The 17,437-nt window shown below is 67.1% G+C and carries 8 protein-coding genes; 2 read left to right on the top strand and 6 right to left on the bottom strand.

The window, feature by feature from the left end:
- Window positions 1-12: 12 nt before the first annotated feature.
- From G6N38_RS02240 to G6N38_RS02215, 6 genes are all read right to left on the bottom strand, one after another.
- Complete coding sequence (locus G6N38_RS02240; RefSeq protein ID WP_163746054.1) at window positions 13-1,407, bottom strand: acyl-CoA dehydrogenase family protein; 1,395 nt, start codon at window positions 1,405-1,407, stop codon at window positions 13-15.
- Between the two features lie 152 nt (window positions 1,408-1,559).
- A complete protein-coding gene (locus G6N38_RS02235; protein ID WP_163746053.1) occupies window positions 1,560-2,852 on the bottom strand; it encodes an MFS transporter in 1,293 nt (430 codons plus the stop codon).
- 67 nt (window positions 2,853-2,919) lie between these two features.
- A complete protein-coding gene (locus G6N38_RS02230; protein ID WP_163746052.1) occupies window positions 2,920-3,720 on the bottom strand; it encodes an ABC transporter permease in 801 nt (266 codons plus the stop codon).
- Entirely contained in the window at window positions 3,720-4,571 is an 852-nt protein-coding gene (locus tag G6N38_RS02225; protein ID WP_163746051.1) for an ABC transporter permease, read from the bottom strand. The genes G6N38_RS02230 and G6N38_RS02225 overlap by 1 nt, the downstream gene beginning before the upstream one ends.
- On the bottom strand, window positions 4,550-5,743 hold the full coding sequence (locus G6N38_RS02220) for an ABC transporter substrate-binding protein (protein ID WP_163746050.1): 1,194 nt from the start codon (window positions 5,741-5,743) through the stop codon (window positions 4,550-4,552). Before G6N38_RS02220 ends, G6N38_RS02225 begins: the two co-directional genes overlap by 22 nt.
- Before the next feature lie 16 nt (window positions 5,744-5,759).
- A complete protein-coding gene (locus G6N38_RS02215) occupies window positions 5,760-6,791 on the bottom strand; it encodes an ABC transporter ATP-binding protein (protein WP_163746049.1) in 1,032 nt (343 codons plus the stop codon).
- Window positions 6,792-6,963: 172 nt separating this feature from the next.
- Between G6N38_RS02215 and G6N38_RS02210 the strand changes: the two genes are divergently transcribed.
- Both G6N38_RS02210 and G6N38_RS02205 read left to right on the top strand, forming a co-directional pair.
- Window positions 6,964-7,686: a DUF1906 domain-containing protein gene (locus G6N38_RS02210; protein ID WP_163746048.1), complete on the top strand. Its 723-nt coding sequence runs from the start codon at window positions 6,964-6,966 to the stop codon at window positions 7,684-7,686.
- A gap of 510 nt (window positions 7,687-8,196) precedes the next feature.
- Window positions 8,197-17,430, top strand: a complete 9,234-nt coding sequence (locus G6N38_RS02205) for a type I polyketide synthase (RefSeq protein ID WP_163746047.1) — start codon at window positions 8,197-8,199, stop codon at window positions 17,428-17,430.
- Window positions 17,431-17,437 lie beyond the last annotated feature (7 nt).

The raw sequence follows: 17,437 nt of genomic DNA, 5'->3' as shown, positions 1-17,437 counted from the left end.
GGATGATGGGCCTCATCGCCGCGGTGGGGCGAGGACTTTCATCACCATTCGCATCGCCGGCTCGGGCACGCGGTCGCGCATAGCCAGGGCGGCACTCCCGATCCGGCCGCGGGCCGGGGTGCCACGGCCGAACAGCCGGTTGAGCGGGCCGCCGGATGGTTCCAGGTCGATGTGCATGGGCGGCCCGCCGTCGGCGGCGCCGAGAGCTGAGGAGATCACGATCCGCTGGATCTCGCTGGTGCCCTCGAAGATCGTGTACAGCTTGGCGTCGCGGTACCACTTCTCCACCGGATGATCGCTGATGTACCCCCAGCCACCCAGGGTCTGGATGGCTTGCTCGGTGGTCCTCACCGCGATCTCACTGGCGGCCAGCTTGGCCATCGAGCCCTCGCCGCGTTCGAACGGCACGCTGTTGGCGGCCATCCACGATGCACGCCAGGTGAGTAGCCGGGCAGCGTCGATACCGGTCGCCAGGTCGGCCAGGGGAAAAGCGATGCCCTGGTTGTCGATGATGGGGGAGCCGAACGCCTGCCGGCGATTCGCGTAAGCCGTCATGTATTCCAATGCGGCGCGGGCGATTCCGAGCGCCTGGGCAGCCACCATCGGGCGGGTCTGTTCGAACGTGCCCAACGTCGCCGAACCGGACCGCCGGCCACCCGCCATGGCTTCGCGGGCACGGGCGAGCTTGCGTTCCAACCGGTCCTGTCCACCGAGCAGATTCTGGGCCGGTATCCGCACTTGAGAGAACTTCAGCTCGGCGGTGTGCGAGGCGCGGCATCCGAGCTTGTCGAGCTTTCGGACCAGTTCCAAACCCGGTGTGCTGCCCGGCACGACGAACAACGCCTGCCCCCGGTGACCCAGCTCCTCGTCGACGACGGCGTTGACGACGTGCACGTTGGCGATGCCGCCGTTGCCGATCCACATCTTGTGCCCGTCGATGATCCAGTCCGCATCCTTTTCTGGGCCATCGCGGCGGGCCCTGGTACGCAGGTTGCGGACATCGCTGCCGCCCTCAGGTTCGGAGATCGCCAGCGCGGCCAACTTCAGATCGCCTGGTGTGCCGAAACACTCGGGTGCCCAGGTCAGCATCTGCTCCGGGGTGGCGGCCTGGCCAATGGCGGCCAGCGCCAGTGCGGGCATCACCACCGCCAAACCGATTCCGGCACAACCCCAGAACAGTTCTTCCATGAACATCGGCAGTGACAGCCCGGTGGGGTCGCCGATCAGGTCCCGGTAGAACAGCGGGCTGTAGAACCCCCGAACCGCGGCCTCTTCGAGCACTGGCCAGGGGAATTCCTGGCGCCGGTCGTACTCGGCGGCAACCGGGCGGATGCAGTGTTCGGCGAACTCGTGTGTTCGACGCGCGAGGTCGTGCTGTGCCGTCGTCGGCGTGAGGTCCAGGCTCATCGTGCATCCCTTCGATGCCTGGTTGATACCTCCGGTACCGAATGATCAAACCTGCCGAAAGGCCCGGGAAAGTTGGAGCCCGGGCTGCCGTGGAGTCGGGTTTGCACGGCAGCTCGGGGCTGACTGGGATATCGGCACCCGCCCGCGGAGTGTTACCGCTCCCGGCGGGATACCGGAGCCAGCTGAGCGTCGCTGAAGAACTCGAGCAGGTAGCGGCTCTCTTCGATGTCCCCGATCGTGCGGAGCGCCTTCCTGCGGGTGATCAGGATGCCGGCGATGGCCAGCACCCACACCACGTACTGCACGCACCACGCCAGCCGGAACGAGTCGAACGAGTAGCCGCCGGTCGCGCCGATGATCATGCCCATCGCCTGCATCACCAGTAGCGAGGCCAGGAAACCGCCCATGTTCACCGCGCCCTGGGCGGTGCCCAGCGTGGAACGAGGGTTGAACGTGCGGGCGAAGTCGAAGCCCACCATGGAGCCCGGGCCGCCAAACGAGATCACCACGATCAGTACGACCAACAGCCAGTGCGGCGCGGCGTGCGGCAGCGCGAGCACGACTGTCCATACCAGGGCGTTGCTGATCACGATGCCCAGCACCACCCATGAGCGCCGGTGGGGGTGTCGGCCGGTGACCATGCCGATGATGACCCCGAAGGCGATTGCGGAGACCACCGAGATCGTCAGCAGCGTGCCCGCCTCACTGCGGGAAAGATTTTGCGCCACCGTCAGATACGGGACGCCCCACATCAACGCGAACACCGTGACCGAAAACTGGGTGCCCATGTGCGTGAAGAATCCCAACCGGGTGCCCGGGCGCATCCAGATTGTCTTCACGCTGGCCAGCGTCTCGCGCAGGCTGATCACCGGGTCGTGGACGGCGGCGCCCGGCGGGGTGTTCTTCACCAGCAGCAGAGTCAGTACCAGTGACAGCACGCCAAATGCCGCGACGGTCGTGTACGCCCTCGTCCACCCGGAGCTGATCAGCAGCGACAGGAACGGTACTGCCGAGAGCACTTGGCCCAGTTGCCCTGAGATACCGGTCAATTGGGTCACCAACGGGATCTGGCGCGGTGTGAACCAGTGCGGAACCAGCCTCAGCACCGAGATGAACGTGAATGCGTCGCCCAGCCCCACCACCGCACGCGCGCCGATCGCCGCGGGCAGTGAGACGGTGAACGCCAGTGCCAGCTGTCCAGCCACCATCAGGGCCGCGCCGGACACGATCATCACCTTGGACCCAAAGCGATCCAGCAGCAGGCCGGCGGGGATCTGCGCGGCCGCGTAGACGATGACCTGCAGCACGACGAAGGTCGACAACACACCGGGGCTGGCCGAGAACCGCTTGGCGGCATCCAGCCCGGAGACCCCGAGCGTGGTCCGGTCCAGCACGGCCACGACGTAGGCCAACACTCCCGTCGACCACACAATCCAGGCCCGCACTACCCATCACCCTCTCACCGGTTCGCCTGAACCAATCATCTCCCGGCGACGCAAATTGATTCTCTCGCTAGACCCTCGTCGAGGCCGGATCACCGCCGAAGCGTTGCGCCAGCCACACCGGGATGACCGCGAGCAGGGTCAACGCCGCGGCGACGACGTTGATCACCGGGGCCTGATTGGGCCGGAACAGGTTGCCGAATATCCAGATCGGCAGCGTCTGCACCCTCGGGCCAGCGGTGAATGTTGTGACGACGATCTCGTCGAAGCTCAGCGCAAAGGCCAGGATCGCGCCGGCCAACAGCGCACCGCGCATCATCGGAAAGGTCACGTACCGAAAGGTCTGCCAACCCGATGCACCCAGGTCGGCCGACGCGTCCTCCAGTCCGGTGCCCAGTCGGCGCAACCGGGCCTGGGTGTTGTTGAACACGATCACGATGCAGAACGTCGCGTGCCCGACGATGACAGTCGCCAACCCCAACGTCATGCCCAGCGCCGAGGTGAACGTCGCGTTCAGCGCGATACCGGTCACGATCCCGGGCAGCGTGATCGGCAACACCACCAGAAAGCTGATGGTCTGCCGGCCGAAGAAGCGGTAGCGCTGCACGGCGAACGCCGCCATCGTGCCCAGCACCAGGGCCAGTGCCGTCGCGCACGCCCCCACGACCACCGAGTTACCCAGCGAATGCCACATGCCTTCGCTGGCCCAGGCGCTGGCCCACCACTGCAACGTGAACCCGGTGGGCGGAAACGCGAATGTCTTGGACGAGTTGAACGCGTTGACCACGACCAGAAGCAAAGGCGCGTACAGGAAAACCAACACCAGCACGGTCCAGCTCCGGACCAGGCGGCGCATCCCGTGCGACAGCATCAGACGTTCTCCAATGCTCCGGTGCGCCGCATCGCCAACAGATAGAGCACGATCGCGGCCAACGGGATCAGCGACAGCGCGGCCGCCAGTGGCTGATTGTTGGCGGTCACCAGCTGCCCGTAGATGATGTTGCCCAGCATCTGGGTCTTGCCGCCGACGATCGTCACCGCGATGTAGTCACCCATCGACAGCGAGAACGTGAAGATCGAGCCGGCCGCGACACCGGGAAACACCAGTGGCGCCACGATGGTTCGCAGCGTCGTGAGATCCGACGCGCCCAGATCGGCGCTGGCGTCGATCAGTGGATCGGGCACCCGCTCGAAGGCGGCGAATACCGGGATCACCATGTAGGGCAGCCACAGGTAGGCCAGGGTGAGCACTGTGGCGATCAAGCCGTAGCCCGGCGTGTAGCCCGCCACCCAGTGCAGCGGGCCCTCCGGTGAGAGCAGCATCCGCCACGCGTAGGCCTTCACCAGATAGCTGGCCCACAGCGGTGTCGTCACCGCGACCACCAGGGCCAGCCGCACCCGGGGCGAGGCGACCTTGGCCATGTAGAGCCCCAGCGGAACCGCCAGCACGATGCAGATCACGGTGACGCTCAACGCAATTCCGATAGTGCGCAGCGTGGCCGTACGGAACACCGCGTCGGTGAGAACTCGCACGAAGTTGTCGCTGGTGTAGGACCGCACCACCGCGCCGGTGAAGGTATCGGTGCTCCAGAAGGCCGAAAGCAGCAGTACACCAAGCGAGCCCAGATAAGCCACCACCAGCCAGGCCAGTGGCGGAACGAGGAGAAAAGCGAGGCGGATCCGCCGGCTCATCCCTGGTGTCAGCCCTTGATCTGCTGCCATTTGTCGACCCACTCGCTGTAGGCCGTGCAGTTGTCCCCGCTGCCGTCCACGCACTGCTTCTGCGGTGTTGTCCAGTAACTGATCTTCTCGGCGTAGGCGGCGTCGGTGGCGTGGTAGGTCTCGCAGAACGTCTTGTCGCTGGTGAAATCACAGGCCTTGGTCTGTGCCGGGGCCTCGCCGAAGTACTCGGCGACCGCAGCGTTGACCTCCGGTGAGGTGATCCAGTCCATCCACTGGTACATGCAGTTCGGGTTCTTGGCCTTCGACGACACCATCCAGGTGTCCGACCATCCGGTCGCGCCTTCCTTGGGCAACACGGTGGCGATCTTGACCTTGGCGTCGGTGGTCAGCATGTTGGCGATCACCTGCCAGGTGGTGCCGATCACCGAGGTGCCGGACTCGAAGGCCTGGACCGCCTTGGTGTAGTCCGACCAGTACTCGCCGATATTGCCGTGCTGGGCCTTGAGCAGATCGACCGCAGCGTTGAGTTGGTCCTCGGTCAGCGAGTACGGATTCTTGATTCCCAGTTCGGGTTTCGTCTTCGACAGGTACAGCGCGGCGTCGGCGATGTAGATGGGGGAGTCATAGGCGGTGACCTTGCCCTTGTACTCCGGCGCCCCCGGGAAGACCGCTCCCCACGTGTCGGGGGCGCCCTTGACGACGTCGGTGTTGTACATGAGTAGGTTCGCACCCCAGCCGTGCGGGATGCCGTACATCTGGCCGTTCACCGAGTTCCACGGCTTGTCCTTGAGGAACGCCGAGATGGTCTCGTAGTTGGGGACGAGTTTGGTGTTGACCGGCGCCACATCGCCGGCGTAGATGAGCCGCAGGGTGGCGTCGCCGGACGCCGAGACGCCGTCGTACTGGCCGGTGCGCATCAGCTGCAGCATCTCGTCGGACGTGTTGCCGATCTTGACGTTGACCTTGCAGCCCGTCTTCTGCTCGAACGGGTGCACCCAGTCGACCTTCGGGTCGTTGGAACCGTCCTCGGCATAACCCGGCCACGCGATCAGGTTGAGCTGGCCCTCGCCCTTACCGAGCGCCGACAGCGGCTCCATCTTGGGTGGCGCCGTGGAACTCCCGCCTCCGGAGGTGGTGGAGCTCGAACAGGCGGCAACCAGTGCGGCGCACGCGACCAGCGCAGCGCCGAGGCGACGGGTGGTGGTTCTCATGGCGAGCTCCTTTTCGTTATTCGGACAGGGATCGAACGGCACCCGGTGGCCACGCCAGTACGGCGGTTGCGCCGTGGGTGATGTCGGTGGAAGCCTCGGCCGACAGCAGCGTCGCGGTCAACCGGACCCCGGCTGCGTCGGCCGCCACTCGAGTGATCGGGCCCGCGTACACCACTTCGGCGACTTCGGCTGCGACACTGCGCATTCCGGTTGGAACGGGCGCATCGGGCGCCAGCAGCAGGATCCGCTCAGGCCGGATCGCAAAGGTCCCGGCCTGGCCGACGAGTGCTTGGGCTGTCGTGCCGTCGACCACGTTGGAGGTCCCGACGAAATCGGCGACGAACCGGTTGGCTGGGTTTTCGTAGACCTCGCGGGCGGCACCGATTTGTTCGATGCGGCCGTTGTTGAACACCGCAAGCCGGTCGCACAGAGTCAGCGCCTCGTCCTGATCGTGTGTCACGATCACGAAGGTGATGCCGACTTCGCGCTGAATTGCCTTGAGCTCCACCTGCATCTGCTCGCGCAGTTTGAGATCCAGTGCACCCAGTGGCTCGTCGAGCAGCAGGACCTTGGGCCGGCCCACCAGGGCGCGGGCCAGGGCGACGCGCTGCTGCTGACCACCCGACAACTGCGTGGGCTTGCGGGCGGCATGTCCGGACAGCCGCACCATGTCCAGGGCGGCCGCGGTGCGCTCCCGGCGCTCGGGGCGGGCCACCCCTTTCACCTTGAGCCCGTACTCGACGTTCTGAGCCACCGTCATGTGCGGGAACAGTGCGTAGTCCTGGAAGACGGTGTTGGTGTCCCGCTTGGCCGGCGGTAGCGCCGTGACGTCGGTGCCGCCGAGATGAATGGTGCCTGCGGTTGGCTGCTCGAAGCCGGCGATCATCCGCAGCACTGTGGTCTTGCCCGAACCCGACGGGCCGAGGATTGCGAACAGTTCTCCGTCGGCGACGGTCAGGTCCGCGCCCTCGACGGCGGTCACGTCGCCGAACACCTTCCGCACCCCGCGCAACTCGATCTGTGGTGACCGAGGAGGACGGGACGGCATGGGTGGATCCTACGGATTGCGTTGTCGAACCGCAGGCCCATAACGGACATCGCCGGTCGCGGCGGGTCCACACCACCGGATTCGCGATCAAACGGCAATTGCCGAAAGGTGATGCAGATGTGACACGTCGCGTTGATGAGATTGGTGAGGTCGCTGTCGTATTCTGAGGCTCGTGTCTGTGTCGCGCCGCGACGTGCTGAAATTGGCCGCCGCAACCCCGGCCGCGCTGGGTCTGGGGACTCTGGCGTCGGCCCTGGCTCCGTCGACTGCCAACGCCGCCCCGCTGGGCGTGTTGCTGGATTACGCGGCCGGCGTCATCAGTGCCAGCGACCTCAAGGCCTCCGGCGCGCTCGGCGCCATCCGGTACGTCTCTGATCGACGCCCCGGCGGGGATTGGATGCTGGGCAAGCCGATTCAGCTGGCTGAGGCGCGCGATCTCTACCAAGCCGGGCTAAAGATCGTGTCCAACTATCAGTTCGGCAAGGCGGACAGCGCAGACTGGCTCGGTGGGCAACAGGCCGGCCTGATGCACGCCAAGCGTGGGTGGGCGCTGCACACCGCAGCCGGCGGTCCGGTGGCCGCCCCGATCTACGTGTCGATCGACGACAATCCCAGCCTCGATCAGTACACAACGCAGGTCGCGCCATACTTGCGCGCCTGGGAATCGGTGATCGGGCACCAGCTGGTGGGCGTGTACGGAAACTCCAAGGTGATCGACTGGGCGCTGCAGGACGGCATCGGATCGTGGTTCTGGCAGCACAACTGGGGTTCCCCGCAGGGCTACACCCATCCGGCCGCACACCTGCACCAGGTCGAGATCGATGCGCGCAAGGTCGCCGGCGTCGGGGTCGACCTGAACAACATCATGAAGCCCCAATTCGGGCAGTGGGACTGACCAAAACATAAAACTTACCCGCCGGTAAGGATTTGCCAGCAAACTTTTTGACGCCATTTTGGTGAACAATTGTGGACTGAAAAACCGAGCAAGTGCTTGGCCGGACGTCGTCGCACGCCTCGGCTGGCGGGGAAATCACAGGTAACGATTCGATAACAATCGTGCTTTGATCTGCGCTATTGCGCCTACTCAACCGTAACCACCTGCATGCAGGACGTTTGTCCCGGATGGTCTGGGTGGCCGTTCGGCGCTGTGTTACCCGTTGTGCTGTTACCCGTGCGTAGAACTCGCCAGTAACCAATATCGGACGGAAAATGGTGCTGGTTCTTATGCCACTCTTAGTGCAGCCGGGATGTTCGCAGACCCCGAGACAGGGAGACCGCGCGGACGCCGAGATTCGACGGGGAATCGCCGACAACACCTCCGCAGGGCAGCGCAGGTCCGACACGCCAACACAGACGAGCGAAGACGCGAAGACGCGATGACGAGCACGACAGGGAGATACACAAGGTGACGATCCACGAGCACGACAGGTTGTCCACGGGCGACGGATCATGGCGCGGCGGTGCCAAGCAGACCAGTACTCATGCTCTCGTCGACCGGCTCAATGCCGGCGAGCCCTATGCCGTGGCCTTTGGCGGGCAGGGCAGCGCCTGGCTGGAGACCCTCGAAGAGCTGGTCACCTCGGCCGGCATCGAATCCGAGCTCGCAACCCTGGCCGGTGAGGCTGAGCTGCTGCTCGAGCCCGTCGCCAACGAACTGGTGGTGGTTCGTCCCATCGGTTTCGAGCCGTTGCGCTGGGTGCGCGCACTGGCCGCCGAGGAACCCGTGCCCGCGGCCAAGCAGCTGACCTCGGCTGCGGTCTCGGTTCCCGGCGTCCTGCTGACCCAGATCGCCGCCATCCGCGCGCTGAGCCGCCAAGGACTGGATCTGGCCGCCGCCCCGCCGGTGGCCGTCGCGGGCCACTCCCAGGGCGTGCTGGCCGTGGAGGCGCTGCGCGCCGCCGGCGCCAAGGACGTCCAGCTGCTGGCTCTGGCCCAGCTGATCGGCGCCGCGGGCACGCTGGTCGCCCGTCGGCGCGGCATCTCCGTCCTCGGTGACCGTCCGCCGATGGTCTCGGTGACCAACGCCGACCCCGAGCGCATTTTCGAGCTACTCGAAGAGTTTGCTCAGGATGTCCGTACCGTGCTGCCTCCGGTGCTGTCGATCCGCAATGGCCGGCGCTCGGTCGTCATCACCGGAACCCCGGAACAGCTGTCTCGATTCGAGCTGTACTGCGACCAGATCGCCGAGGCCGAAGCGGCCGACCGGAAGAACAAGGTGCGCGGCGGCGCGGTGTTCAAGCCGATGTTCGATCCGGTCCAGGTCGAGGTGGGCTTCCACACGCCGCGGCTGGCCGACGGCATCGACATCGTCGCCCGCTGGGCCGCCGCGGTCGGCCTTGACGTCGAGCTGGCCCGCACCCTGACCGATGCGATCCTGGTCGGACAGGTGGACTGGGTCGAAGAGGTCACCGCGCTGAGCGAGGCCGGCGCCCGGTGGATCCTTGATCTCGGCCCCGGCGACATCCTGACGCGGCTCACGGCGCCGGTGATCCGTGGGCTGGGCATCGGCATCGTGCCGGCCGCCACCCGTGGCGGACAGCGCAACCTGTTCACCGTTGGTGCGGTACCCGACGTGGCCAAGCCCTGGTCGAGCTACGCGCCCTCGGTGATCCGCCTGCCCAACGGTTCGGTGAAGCTGTCGACGAAGTTCACCCGCCTCACCGGCCGCTCGCCGATCCTGCTGGCGGGAATGACGCCGACGACCGTCGACGCCAAGATCGTCGCCGCGGCAGCCAACGCGGGACACTGGGCGGAGTTGGCCGGTGGCGGCCAGGTCACCGAGCCGATCTTCGACAAGCGCGTGGCAGAGCTGGTCGAGCTCCTAGAGCCGGGCCGCACGATCCAGTTCAACTCGCTGTTCCTCGACCCGTACCTGTGGAAGCTGCAGCTGGGTGGTAAGCGCCTGGTGCAGAAGGCACGTCAGTCCGGGGCGCCGATCGACGGCGTTGTGGTCAGTGCCGGGATCCCCGATCTGGAAGAGGCCGTCGAGCTGATCGACGAGTTGAACACCGTGGGCATCGCCCACGTTGTGTTCAAACCGGGCACCGTCGAGCAGATCCGTTCGGTCATCCGGATCGCCGCCGAGGTGCCCACCAAGCCGGTCATCGTCCACATCGAGGGCGGCCGTGCCGGTGGCCACCACTCGTGGGAAGACCTCGACGATCTGCTGCTGACCACCTACTCGGAACTGCGTGGCCGCGCCAACATCACCGTCTGCGTCGGTGGTGGCATCGGCACGCCCGAGCGCTCGGCGGAGTACCTGTCCGGCCGGTGGTCGGCGGCATACGGCTACCCGCTGATGCCGGTCGACGGCATCCTGGTCGGCACCGCAGCGATGGCTTGCCTGGAGGCCACCACCTCGCCGGCGGTCAAGCAGCTGCTGGTCGACACGGCAGGCACCGACACCTGGGTCGGCGCCGGAAAAGCCTTGAACGGTATGGCTTCCGGGCGTAGCCAGCTCGGTGCCGACATCCACGAGATCGATAACGCGGCTTCCCGCTGCGGCCGGTTGCTCGACGATGTCGCCGGTGACGCCGAGGCCGTCGCGGCGCGGCGCGAGGAGATCATCGCGGCGATGGCGGTCACCGCCAAGCCGTACTTCGGTGACGTCGCCGAGATGAGCTACCTGCAGTGGCTGCAGCGCTACGTCGAGCTCGCGATCGGCGACGGTGACTCGACCGCCGACACCAAGACCCCCGACTCACCGTGGCTCGACATCTCCTGGCGGGATCGCTTCGCCGAGATGTTGCAGCGGGCCGAGGCCCGGCTCAACGCGAAAGACACCGGCCCGATCGAGACGCTGTTCGACGCGTCCGTGGCCGACGGCGAATGGCTGCTGGAGAATCCGGACCAGGCCCTGACGGCCCTGCTGTCCCGTTATCCCGACGCTGCATCGGTGTTGCTGCATCCGGCCGACGTGCCGTTCTTCGTGCAGCTGTGCAAGACGCTGGGCAAGCCGGTCAACTTCGTCCCGGTCATCGACAAGGATGTGCGGCGCTGGTGGCGCAGTGACTCGCTGTGGCAGGCCCATGATGCCCGCTACACCGCTGATCAGGTCTGTGTCATTCCTGGCACCCAGGCCGTCGTCGGCATCGACCGGGTCGACGAGCCGGTGGGCGAGCTGCTCGACCGCTTCGAGCAGGCCGCTGTCGACGAGCTGCTGGCCTCGGGCGCTGCCCCAGAGCCGGCCGCAGCGCGACTGCGGGTGCGCACCGACGTGACCGGTCCGCTGGCCATCGTGCTGGATTCGCCCGACGTGTTGTGGGCGGGCCGTACCGCCACCAACCCGGTGCACCGGATCGCGGCGCCGACCGACTGGCTGGTGCACGACAATCGTTCCGCGACAAACCATTCCACCGGAGCCCGGCTCGAGGTGGTGGCCGCCGATCGCGTCGTCCTGAGCGTCCCGCTGTCGGGTACCTGGATCGACATCGCCTACACGCTGCCGGCCACGGTGATCGACGGCGGCACCCCGGTGGTGCGCACCGATGACGCCGCTGCCGCGATGCGTGCCGTGCTGGCGATCGCCGCCGGGGTGGACGGCCCCGACGCGCTACCGCCGGTGGTCAACGGCTCCACCACGGTCACCTTCGAATGGGATCCCGAGCGGGTCGCCGACCACACCGGTGTGACGGCGACGTTCGGTACGCCGCTGGCGCCGACACTGACGATCGTTCCCGACGCGCTGGTCGGCCGCTGCTGGCCGGCCGTGTTCGCCGCGATCGGCGCCGCGGCCACCGACTCCGGGTTCCCGGTCGTCGAAGGTCTGCTGAGCCTGGTCCACCTGGACCACGCGGCCCAGCTGCTCAAGCCGCTGCCCAAGGAACCGACCCAATTGACCGTCACCGCAACGGCTTCGGTGGCCACCGACACCGAGGTCGGCCGTGTCGTGCCGGTGACGGTGAACGTCACCGATGCCAAGGGGATGATCCTGGCAGTCCTTGAGGAGCGCTTCGCGATCCGGGGGCGCACCGGGGCCAAGGAGCTCACCGACCCGGTTCGGGCCGGGGGAGCGGTGTCGTTGAACGCCACCGACACTCCGCGCCGCCGTCGCCGCGACGTCGTCATCGGCGCCCCGGTCGACATGCGTCCGTTCGCTGTGGTCTCCGGTGACCACAACCCGATCCACACCGATCAGGCCGCCGCGCTGCTGGCCGGTCTGGATTCGCCGATCGTGCACGGCATGTGGCTGTCGGCTGCCGCGCAGCACGTGGTGACCGCCACCGACGGCAAGCCGGTCCCGCCGGCCAAGCTGATCGGCTGGACGGCTCGTTTCCTGGGCATGGTCAAGCCCGGTGACGAGATTGACTTCCGCGTTGACCGGGTCGGAATCGATTTGGGCGCTGAGGTTTTGGAGGTCACCGCCAAGGTCGGAACCGACCTCGTGATGAGCGCCACCGCCCGGTTGGCGGCACCGAAGACGGTGTATGCGTTCCCCGGTCAGGGCATCCAGCACAAGGGCATGGGCATGGAGGTACGTGCCCGGTCCAAGGCGGCCCGCAAGGTGTGGGATAAGGCCGACAAGTTCACCCGCGACACGCTGGGCTTCTCGGTGCTGCATGTGGTGCGCGACAACCCGACCAGCCTGATCGCCTCCGGTGTGCACTACCAGCATCCCGAGGGTGTGCTCTACCTGACGCAGTTCACCCAGGTCGCGATGGCGACGGTGGCCGCGGCCCAGGTCGCTGAGATGCGCGAGCAGGGTGCATTCGTCGAGGGTGCCATCGCCTGCGGCCACTCGGTCGGCGAGTACACCGCGTTGGCGTGCGTGTCCGGCGTCTACGAGCTGGAGGCGCTGCTGGAGGTGGTGTTCCACCGAGGCAGCAAGATGCACGACATCGTCCCGCGTGACGAGCTGGGCCGGTCGAACTACCGGCTGGCCGCCATCCGGCCTTCCCAGATCGACCTGCCGGACGCCGACGTCACCCAGTTCGTCGCCGAAATTGCCGATCGGACAGGTGAATTCCTGCAGATCGTGAACTTTAACCTGCGGGGCTCGCAGTATGCGATCGCCGGCACGGTGCGTGGCCTGGAGGCCCTGGAGGAAGAGGTCGAGCGGCGCCGCGAGATCAGCGGCGGCAAGCGGTCGTTCATCCTGGTTCCCGGCATCGACGTGCCGTTCCACTCCGAGGTGCTGCGGGTCGGTGTCGACGACTTCCGCCGGGCGCTGGAGCGGGTCATGCCGCAGGACGCCGACCCGAACCTGCTGCTGGGGCGCTACATCCCGAACCTGGTGCCGCGGCCGTTCACTCTGGACCGCGACTTTGTCCAGGAGATCCGCGATCTGGTGCCCGCCGAGCCGCTCGACGAGATCCTCGCGGACTACGACACCTGGCTCAACGAGAGGCCGCGCGAGCTGTGCCGCAAGGTCGTCATCGAGCTGCTGGCCTGGCAGTTCGCCAGCCCGGTGCGCTGGATCGAGACCCAGGACCTGCTCTTCATCGAAGAGGCTGCCGGTGGTCTGGGTGTCGAGCGCTTCGTCGAGATCGGGGTGAAATCCGCGCCGACCGTGGCCGGCCTGGCGAGCAACACCTTGAAGTTGCCCGAATATGCCCACAGCACAGTGGAAGTGCTCAACTCCGAGCGTGACGCCGCGGTGCTGTTCGCCAACGACACCGATCCCGAGCCCGACATCGAGGAAGCCCCCGAGTCGGCGGCTCCGGTCGAAGCCGCCGCGGTCGAGGCCGCGTCGGCGCCGGCGCCGGCCGCCGCACCTTCCGGGGGGCCGCGACCGGATGACATCGGATTCGACGCGGGTGACGCCACTTTGGCGCTGATTGCACTGAGCGCCAAGATGCGCATCGACCAGATCGAGTCGTTGGACTCGATCGAGTCGATCACCGACGGTGCGTCCTCGCGGCGTAACCAGCTGCTGGTCGATCTCGGTTCGGAGCTGAACCTGGGCGCCATCGACGGTGCCGCCGAGGCGGACCTGGCGTCGCTGAAGGGGCAGGTCACCAAGCTGGCCCGCACCTACAAGCCGTTCGGTCCGGTGCTCTCTGATGCGATCAACGATCAGCTGCGCACGGTGCTCGGCCCGTCCGGCAAGCGGCCGGCGGCGATCGCCGAACGAGTCAAGAAGACCTGGGAACTCGGCGACGGATGGGTCAAGCACGTCACCGCCGAACTGGCGCTGGGTACCCGTGAGGGCAGCAGTGTGCGCGGTGGTGCGCTCGGTGGCCTGCACGAAGGTGCGCTGGCCGACGCCGGAGCCGTGGACAGGGCCATCGATGCCGCTGTCGCCTCGGTGGCCGCGCGCAAGGGTATTGCGGTGTCGTTGCCGTCGGCCGGCGGTGCCGCCGGTGGCGTGGTCGACTCGGCCGCGTTGACCGAGTTCGCCGAGCAGGTCACCGGCCGCGACGGTGTGCTGGCCTCGGCTGCCCGCCTGGTGCTCGGTCAGCTCGGCTTGGACAACCCGGTCTCGGTGCCGTCCGTGGCCACCGATGCCGAACTGATCGACCTGGTGACCACCGAGCTCGGCTCGGACTGGCCCCGGCTCGTCGCGCCGGCGTTCGACGCCAAGAAGGCGGTGCTGCTCGACGACCGCTGGGCCAGTGCGCGTGAGGATCTGGTCAAGCTGTGGCTGGCCGACGAGGGTGATATCGACGCCGACTGGCTGGGACTGTCGCAGCGGTTCGAAGGTGCGGGCAATGTCGTTGCCACCCAGGCAAACTGGTGGCAGGGCAAGGCGCTGGCGGCCGGCCGCAACATCCACGCGTCGCTGTTCGGCCGGATCGCCGCCGGTGCGGAGAATCCCGATAGCGGCCGCTCCAGCGACGAGATCGCCGTGGTCACCGGTGCGTCCAAGGGATCCATCGCCGCTTCGGTGGTCGCGCAGTTGCTCGACGGCGGCGCCACGGTGATCGCCACCACGTCCAAGCTCGACGACGACCGGCTGGACTTCTACAAGAAGCTCTATCGCGACCACGCCCGCTACGGCGCGGCGCTCTGGATCGTGCCGGCCAACATGGCGTCCTACGCCGACATCGACGCGCTGGTGTCGTGGGTCGGTAGCGAGCAGACCGAAAGCCTTGGTCCGCAGTCGATTCACCTCAAGGATGCGCAGAACCCGACGCTGCTGTTCCCGTTCGCCGCACCGCGGGTGGCCGGGGATATGTCCGAGGCCGGCTCGCGCTCGGAGATGGAGATGAAAGTCCTGCTGTGGGCCGTCGAGCGGCTGATCGGCGGGCTGTCGTCCATCGGTGCCGAGCGCGACATCGCCTCGCGTCTGCATGTGGTGCTGCCCGGCTCGCCCAACCGCGGCATGTTCGGCGGGGACGGCGCCTACGGCGAGTCCAAGTCCGCGCTTGACGCGGTGGTCAACCGGTGGAACGCCGAATCGTCTTGGGCACAGCGGGTCAGCTTCGCTCACGCGCTGATCGGCTGGACCAAGGGGACCGGCCTGATGGGCCACAACGATGTCATCGTCGATGGGGTCGAGGAAGCGGGGGTGACCACCTACTCCACTGCCGAGATGGCCGCGATGCTGCTCGACCTGTGCTCGGTGGATGCCAAGGTCGCCGCGGCCAACGCGCCGCTGAAAGTCGACCTGACCGGTGGCCTTGGCGATGTTCAGCTGGACATGGCTGAGCTGGCTGCCAAGGCCCGTGAGCAGATGAGCGCCGAGGCGGACGCGTCCGACGACGAGCCGGCTGCGGGCACCATCGCCGCCCTGCCGTCGCCGCCGCGCGGCTACGCCGCGTCGACCCCGCCGGCCTGGGCCGATCTCGACGTCGACCCGGCCGACTTGGTGGTGATTGTCGGCGGCGCCGAACTCGGGCCGTATGGATCATCGCGCACCCGGTTCGAGATGGAGGTCGACAACGAGCTGTCGGCGTCCGGCGTGCTCGAACTGGCCTGGACCACCGGACTGATCAAGTGGGAGGACGACCCCAAGCCGGGCTGGTACGACACCGCCTCCGGCGATCTGGTCGACGAGGCCGATCTGGTCGAGCGCTACCACGATGCGGTCGTGGAACGTTGCGGCGTAAGGGAATTCGTCGACGACGGCGCAATCGGGGCGGATCATTCCCCAGCGCTGCTGGTCAGCGTCTTCCTGGACAAGGACTTCAGCTTCGTGGTGTCCTCGGAGGCCGAGGCGCGGGCGTTCGAGCGGGCCGACCCTGAACACACCATCGTCCGGCCCGTGCCGGACTCGTCGGATTGGCAGGTGATCCGCAAGGCGGGCACCGAGATTCGGGTTCCCCGCAAGGCGAAGCTATCCCGCACAGTGGGCGGCCAGATCCCCACCGGTTTCGACCCGACGGTCTGGGGTATCAGCGCCGACATGGTCAGTTCGGCCGACCGGGTGGCGTTGTGGAACATCGTGGCCACGGTGGACGCGTTCCTGTCGTCCGGCTTCACCCCGACCGAGCTGATGCGCTGGGTGCACCCCGGCTTGGTAGCCAGTACCCAGGGCACCGGCATCGGCGGCCTGACCAGCATGCAGACCATGTTCCACGGCAACCTCTTGGGTGCGGCGAAGCCGAACGACATCCTGCAGGAAGTGCTGCCGAATGTCGTTGCTGCCCATGTGATGCAGTCCTACGTCGGCGGCTACGGCGCGATGGTTCACCCCGTCGGTGCATGCGCCACCGCAGCGGTGTCGGTCGAGGAAGGCGTCGACAAGATCCGGCTCGGCAAGGCCGAACTGGTGGTGGCCGGCGGATTCGACGACATGACCTCCGATGCCATCACTGGCTTCGGCGACATGTCGGCCACCGCCGACACCGAGATGATGCGAGCCAAGGGCATCAGCGACTCGAAGATCTCCCGCGCCAACGACCGTCGCCGGCTGGGCTTCCTCGAGGCACAGGGCGGCGGCACGATCCTGCTGGCCCGTGGTGACCTCGCGCTGAAGATGGGCCTGCCGGTGCTGGCGGTGGTGGGTTACGCGCAGAGCTTCGCCGACGGCGTGCACACCTCGATCCCGGCTCCGGGGCTCGGCGCGCTGGGCGCCGGTCGTGGCGGCAAGGACTCCCTGCTGGCCCGCTCGCTGGCCAAGCTGGGGGTCGGGGCTGACGACGTCGCGGTGATCTCCAAGCACGACACCTCGACGCTGGCCAACGATCCCAACGAGACCGAGCTGCACGAGCGGCTGGCTGACGCGATGGGGCGCGCCGCCGGGGCGCCACTGTTCATCGTGTCCCAGAAGAGCCTGACCGGCCACGCCAAGGGCGGTGCGGCGGTGTTCCAGATGATGGGTCTGTGCCAGATCCTGCGCGACGGTGTCATCCCGCCGAACCGCAGCCTGGACTGTGTCGACGACGAGTTGGCCAGCTCGGGTCACTTCGTGTGGGCGCGCGAGACCCTGCGGCTGGGCGACAAGTTCCCGCTCAAGGCGGGGCTGGTCACCAGCCTGGGCTTCGGTCACGTGTCGGGTCTGGTCGCGCTGGTTCATCCGCAGGCCTTCCTGGCCTCGCTGAGCGAGCAGGAGCGGGCGGATTACACCAAGCGGGCTAACGATCGGGTGCTGGCTGGTCAGCGGCGACTGGCCTCGGCCATCGCCGGTGGGCCGCCGATGTACGAGAAGCCCGCCGATCGCCGGTTCGATCACGACGCACCCGAGAAGCGGCAGGAGGCGGCGATGCTGCTGGACCCGGCGGCACGGCTGGGCGCGCACGACACCTACCTGCGATGAGCATGGG

It is taken from the genome of Mycolicibacterium helvum (assembly GCF_010731895.1).
Classification (GTDB): domain Bacteria; phylum Actinomycetota; class Actinomycetes; order Mycobacteriales; family Mycobacteriaceae; genus Mycobacterium; species Mycobacterium helvum.
The sequence above is the reverse complement of the archived record's forward strand: the minus strand, read 5'-3'. Positions and strand labels throughout refer to the sequence as shown.

Excerpts from the sequence above, each read along its gene's own strand:
- G6N38_RS02240 (WP_163746054.1), bottom strand. The coding sequence starts at position 1,407 with ATGAGCCTGGACCTCACGCCGACGACGGCACAGCACGACCTCGCGCGT.
- G6N38_RS02230 (WP_163746052.1), bottom strand. The coding sequence starts at position 3,720 with ATGCTGTCGCACGGGATGCGCCGCCTGGTCCGGAGCTGGACCGTGCTG.
- G6N38_RS02225 (WP_163746051.1), bottom strand. The coding sequence starts at position 4,571 with ATGGCAGCAGATCAAGGGCTGACACCAGGGATGAGCCGGCGGATCCGC.
- G6N38_RS02220 (WP_163746050.1), bottom strand. The coding sequence starts at position 5,743 with ATGAGAACCACCACCCGTCGCCTCGGCGCTGCGCTGGTCGCGTGCGCC.
- G6N38_RS02215 (WP_163746049.1), bottom strand. The coding sequence starts at position 6,791 with ATGCCGTCCCGTCCTCCTCGGTCACCACAGATCGAGTTGCGCGGGGTG.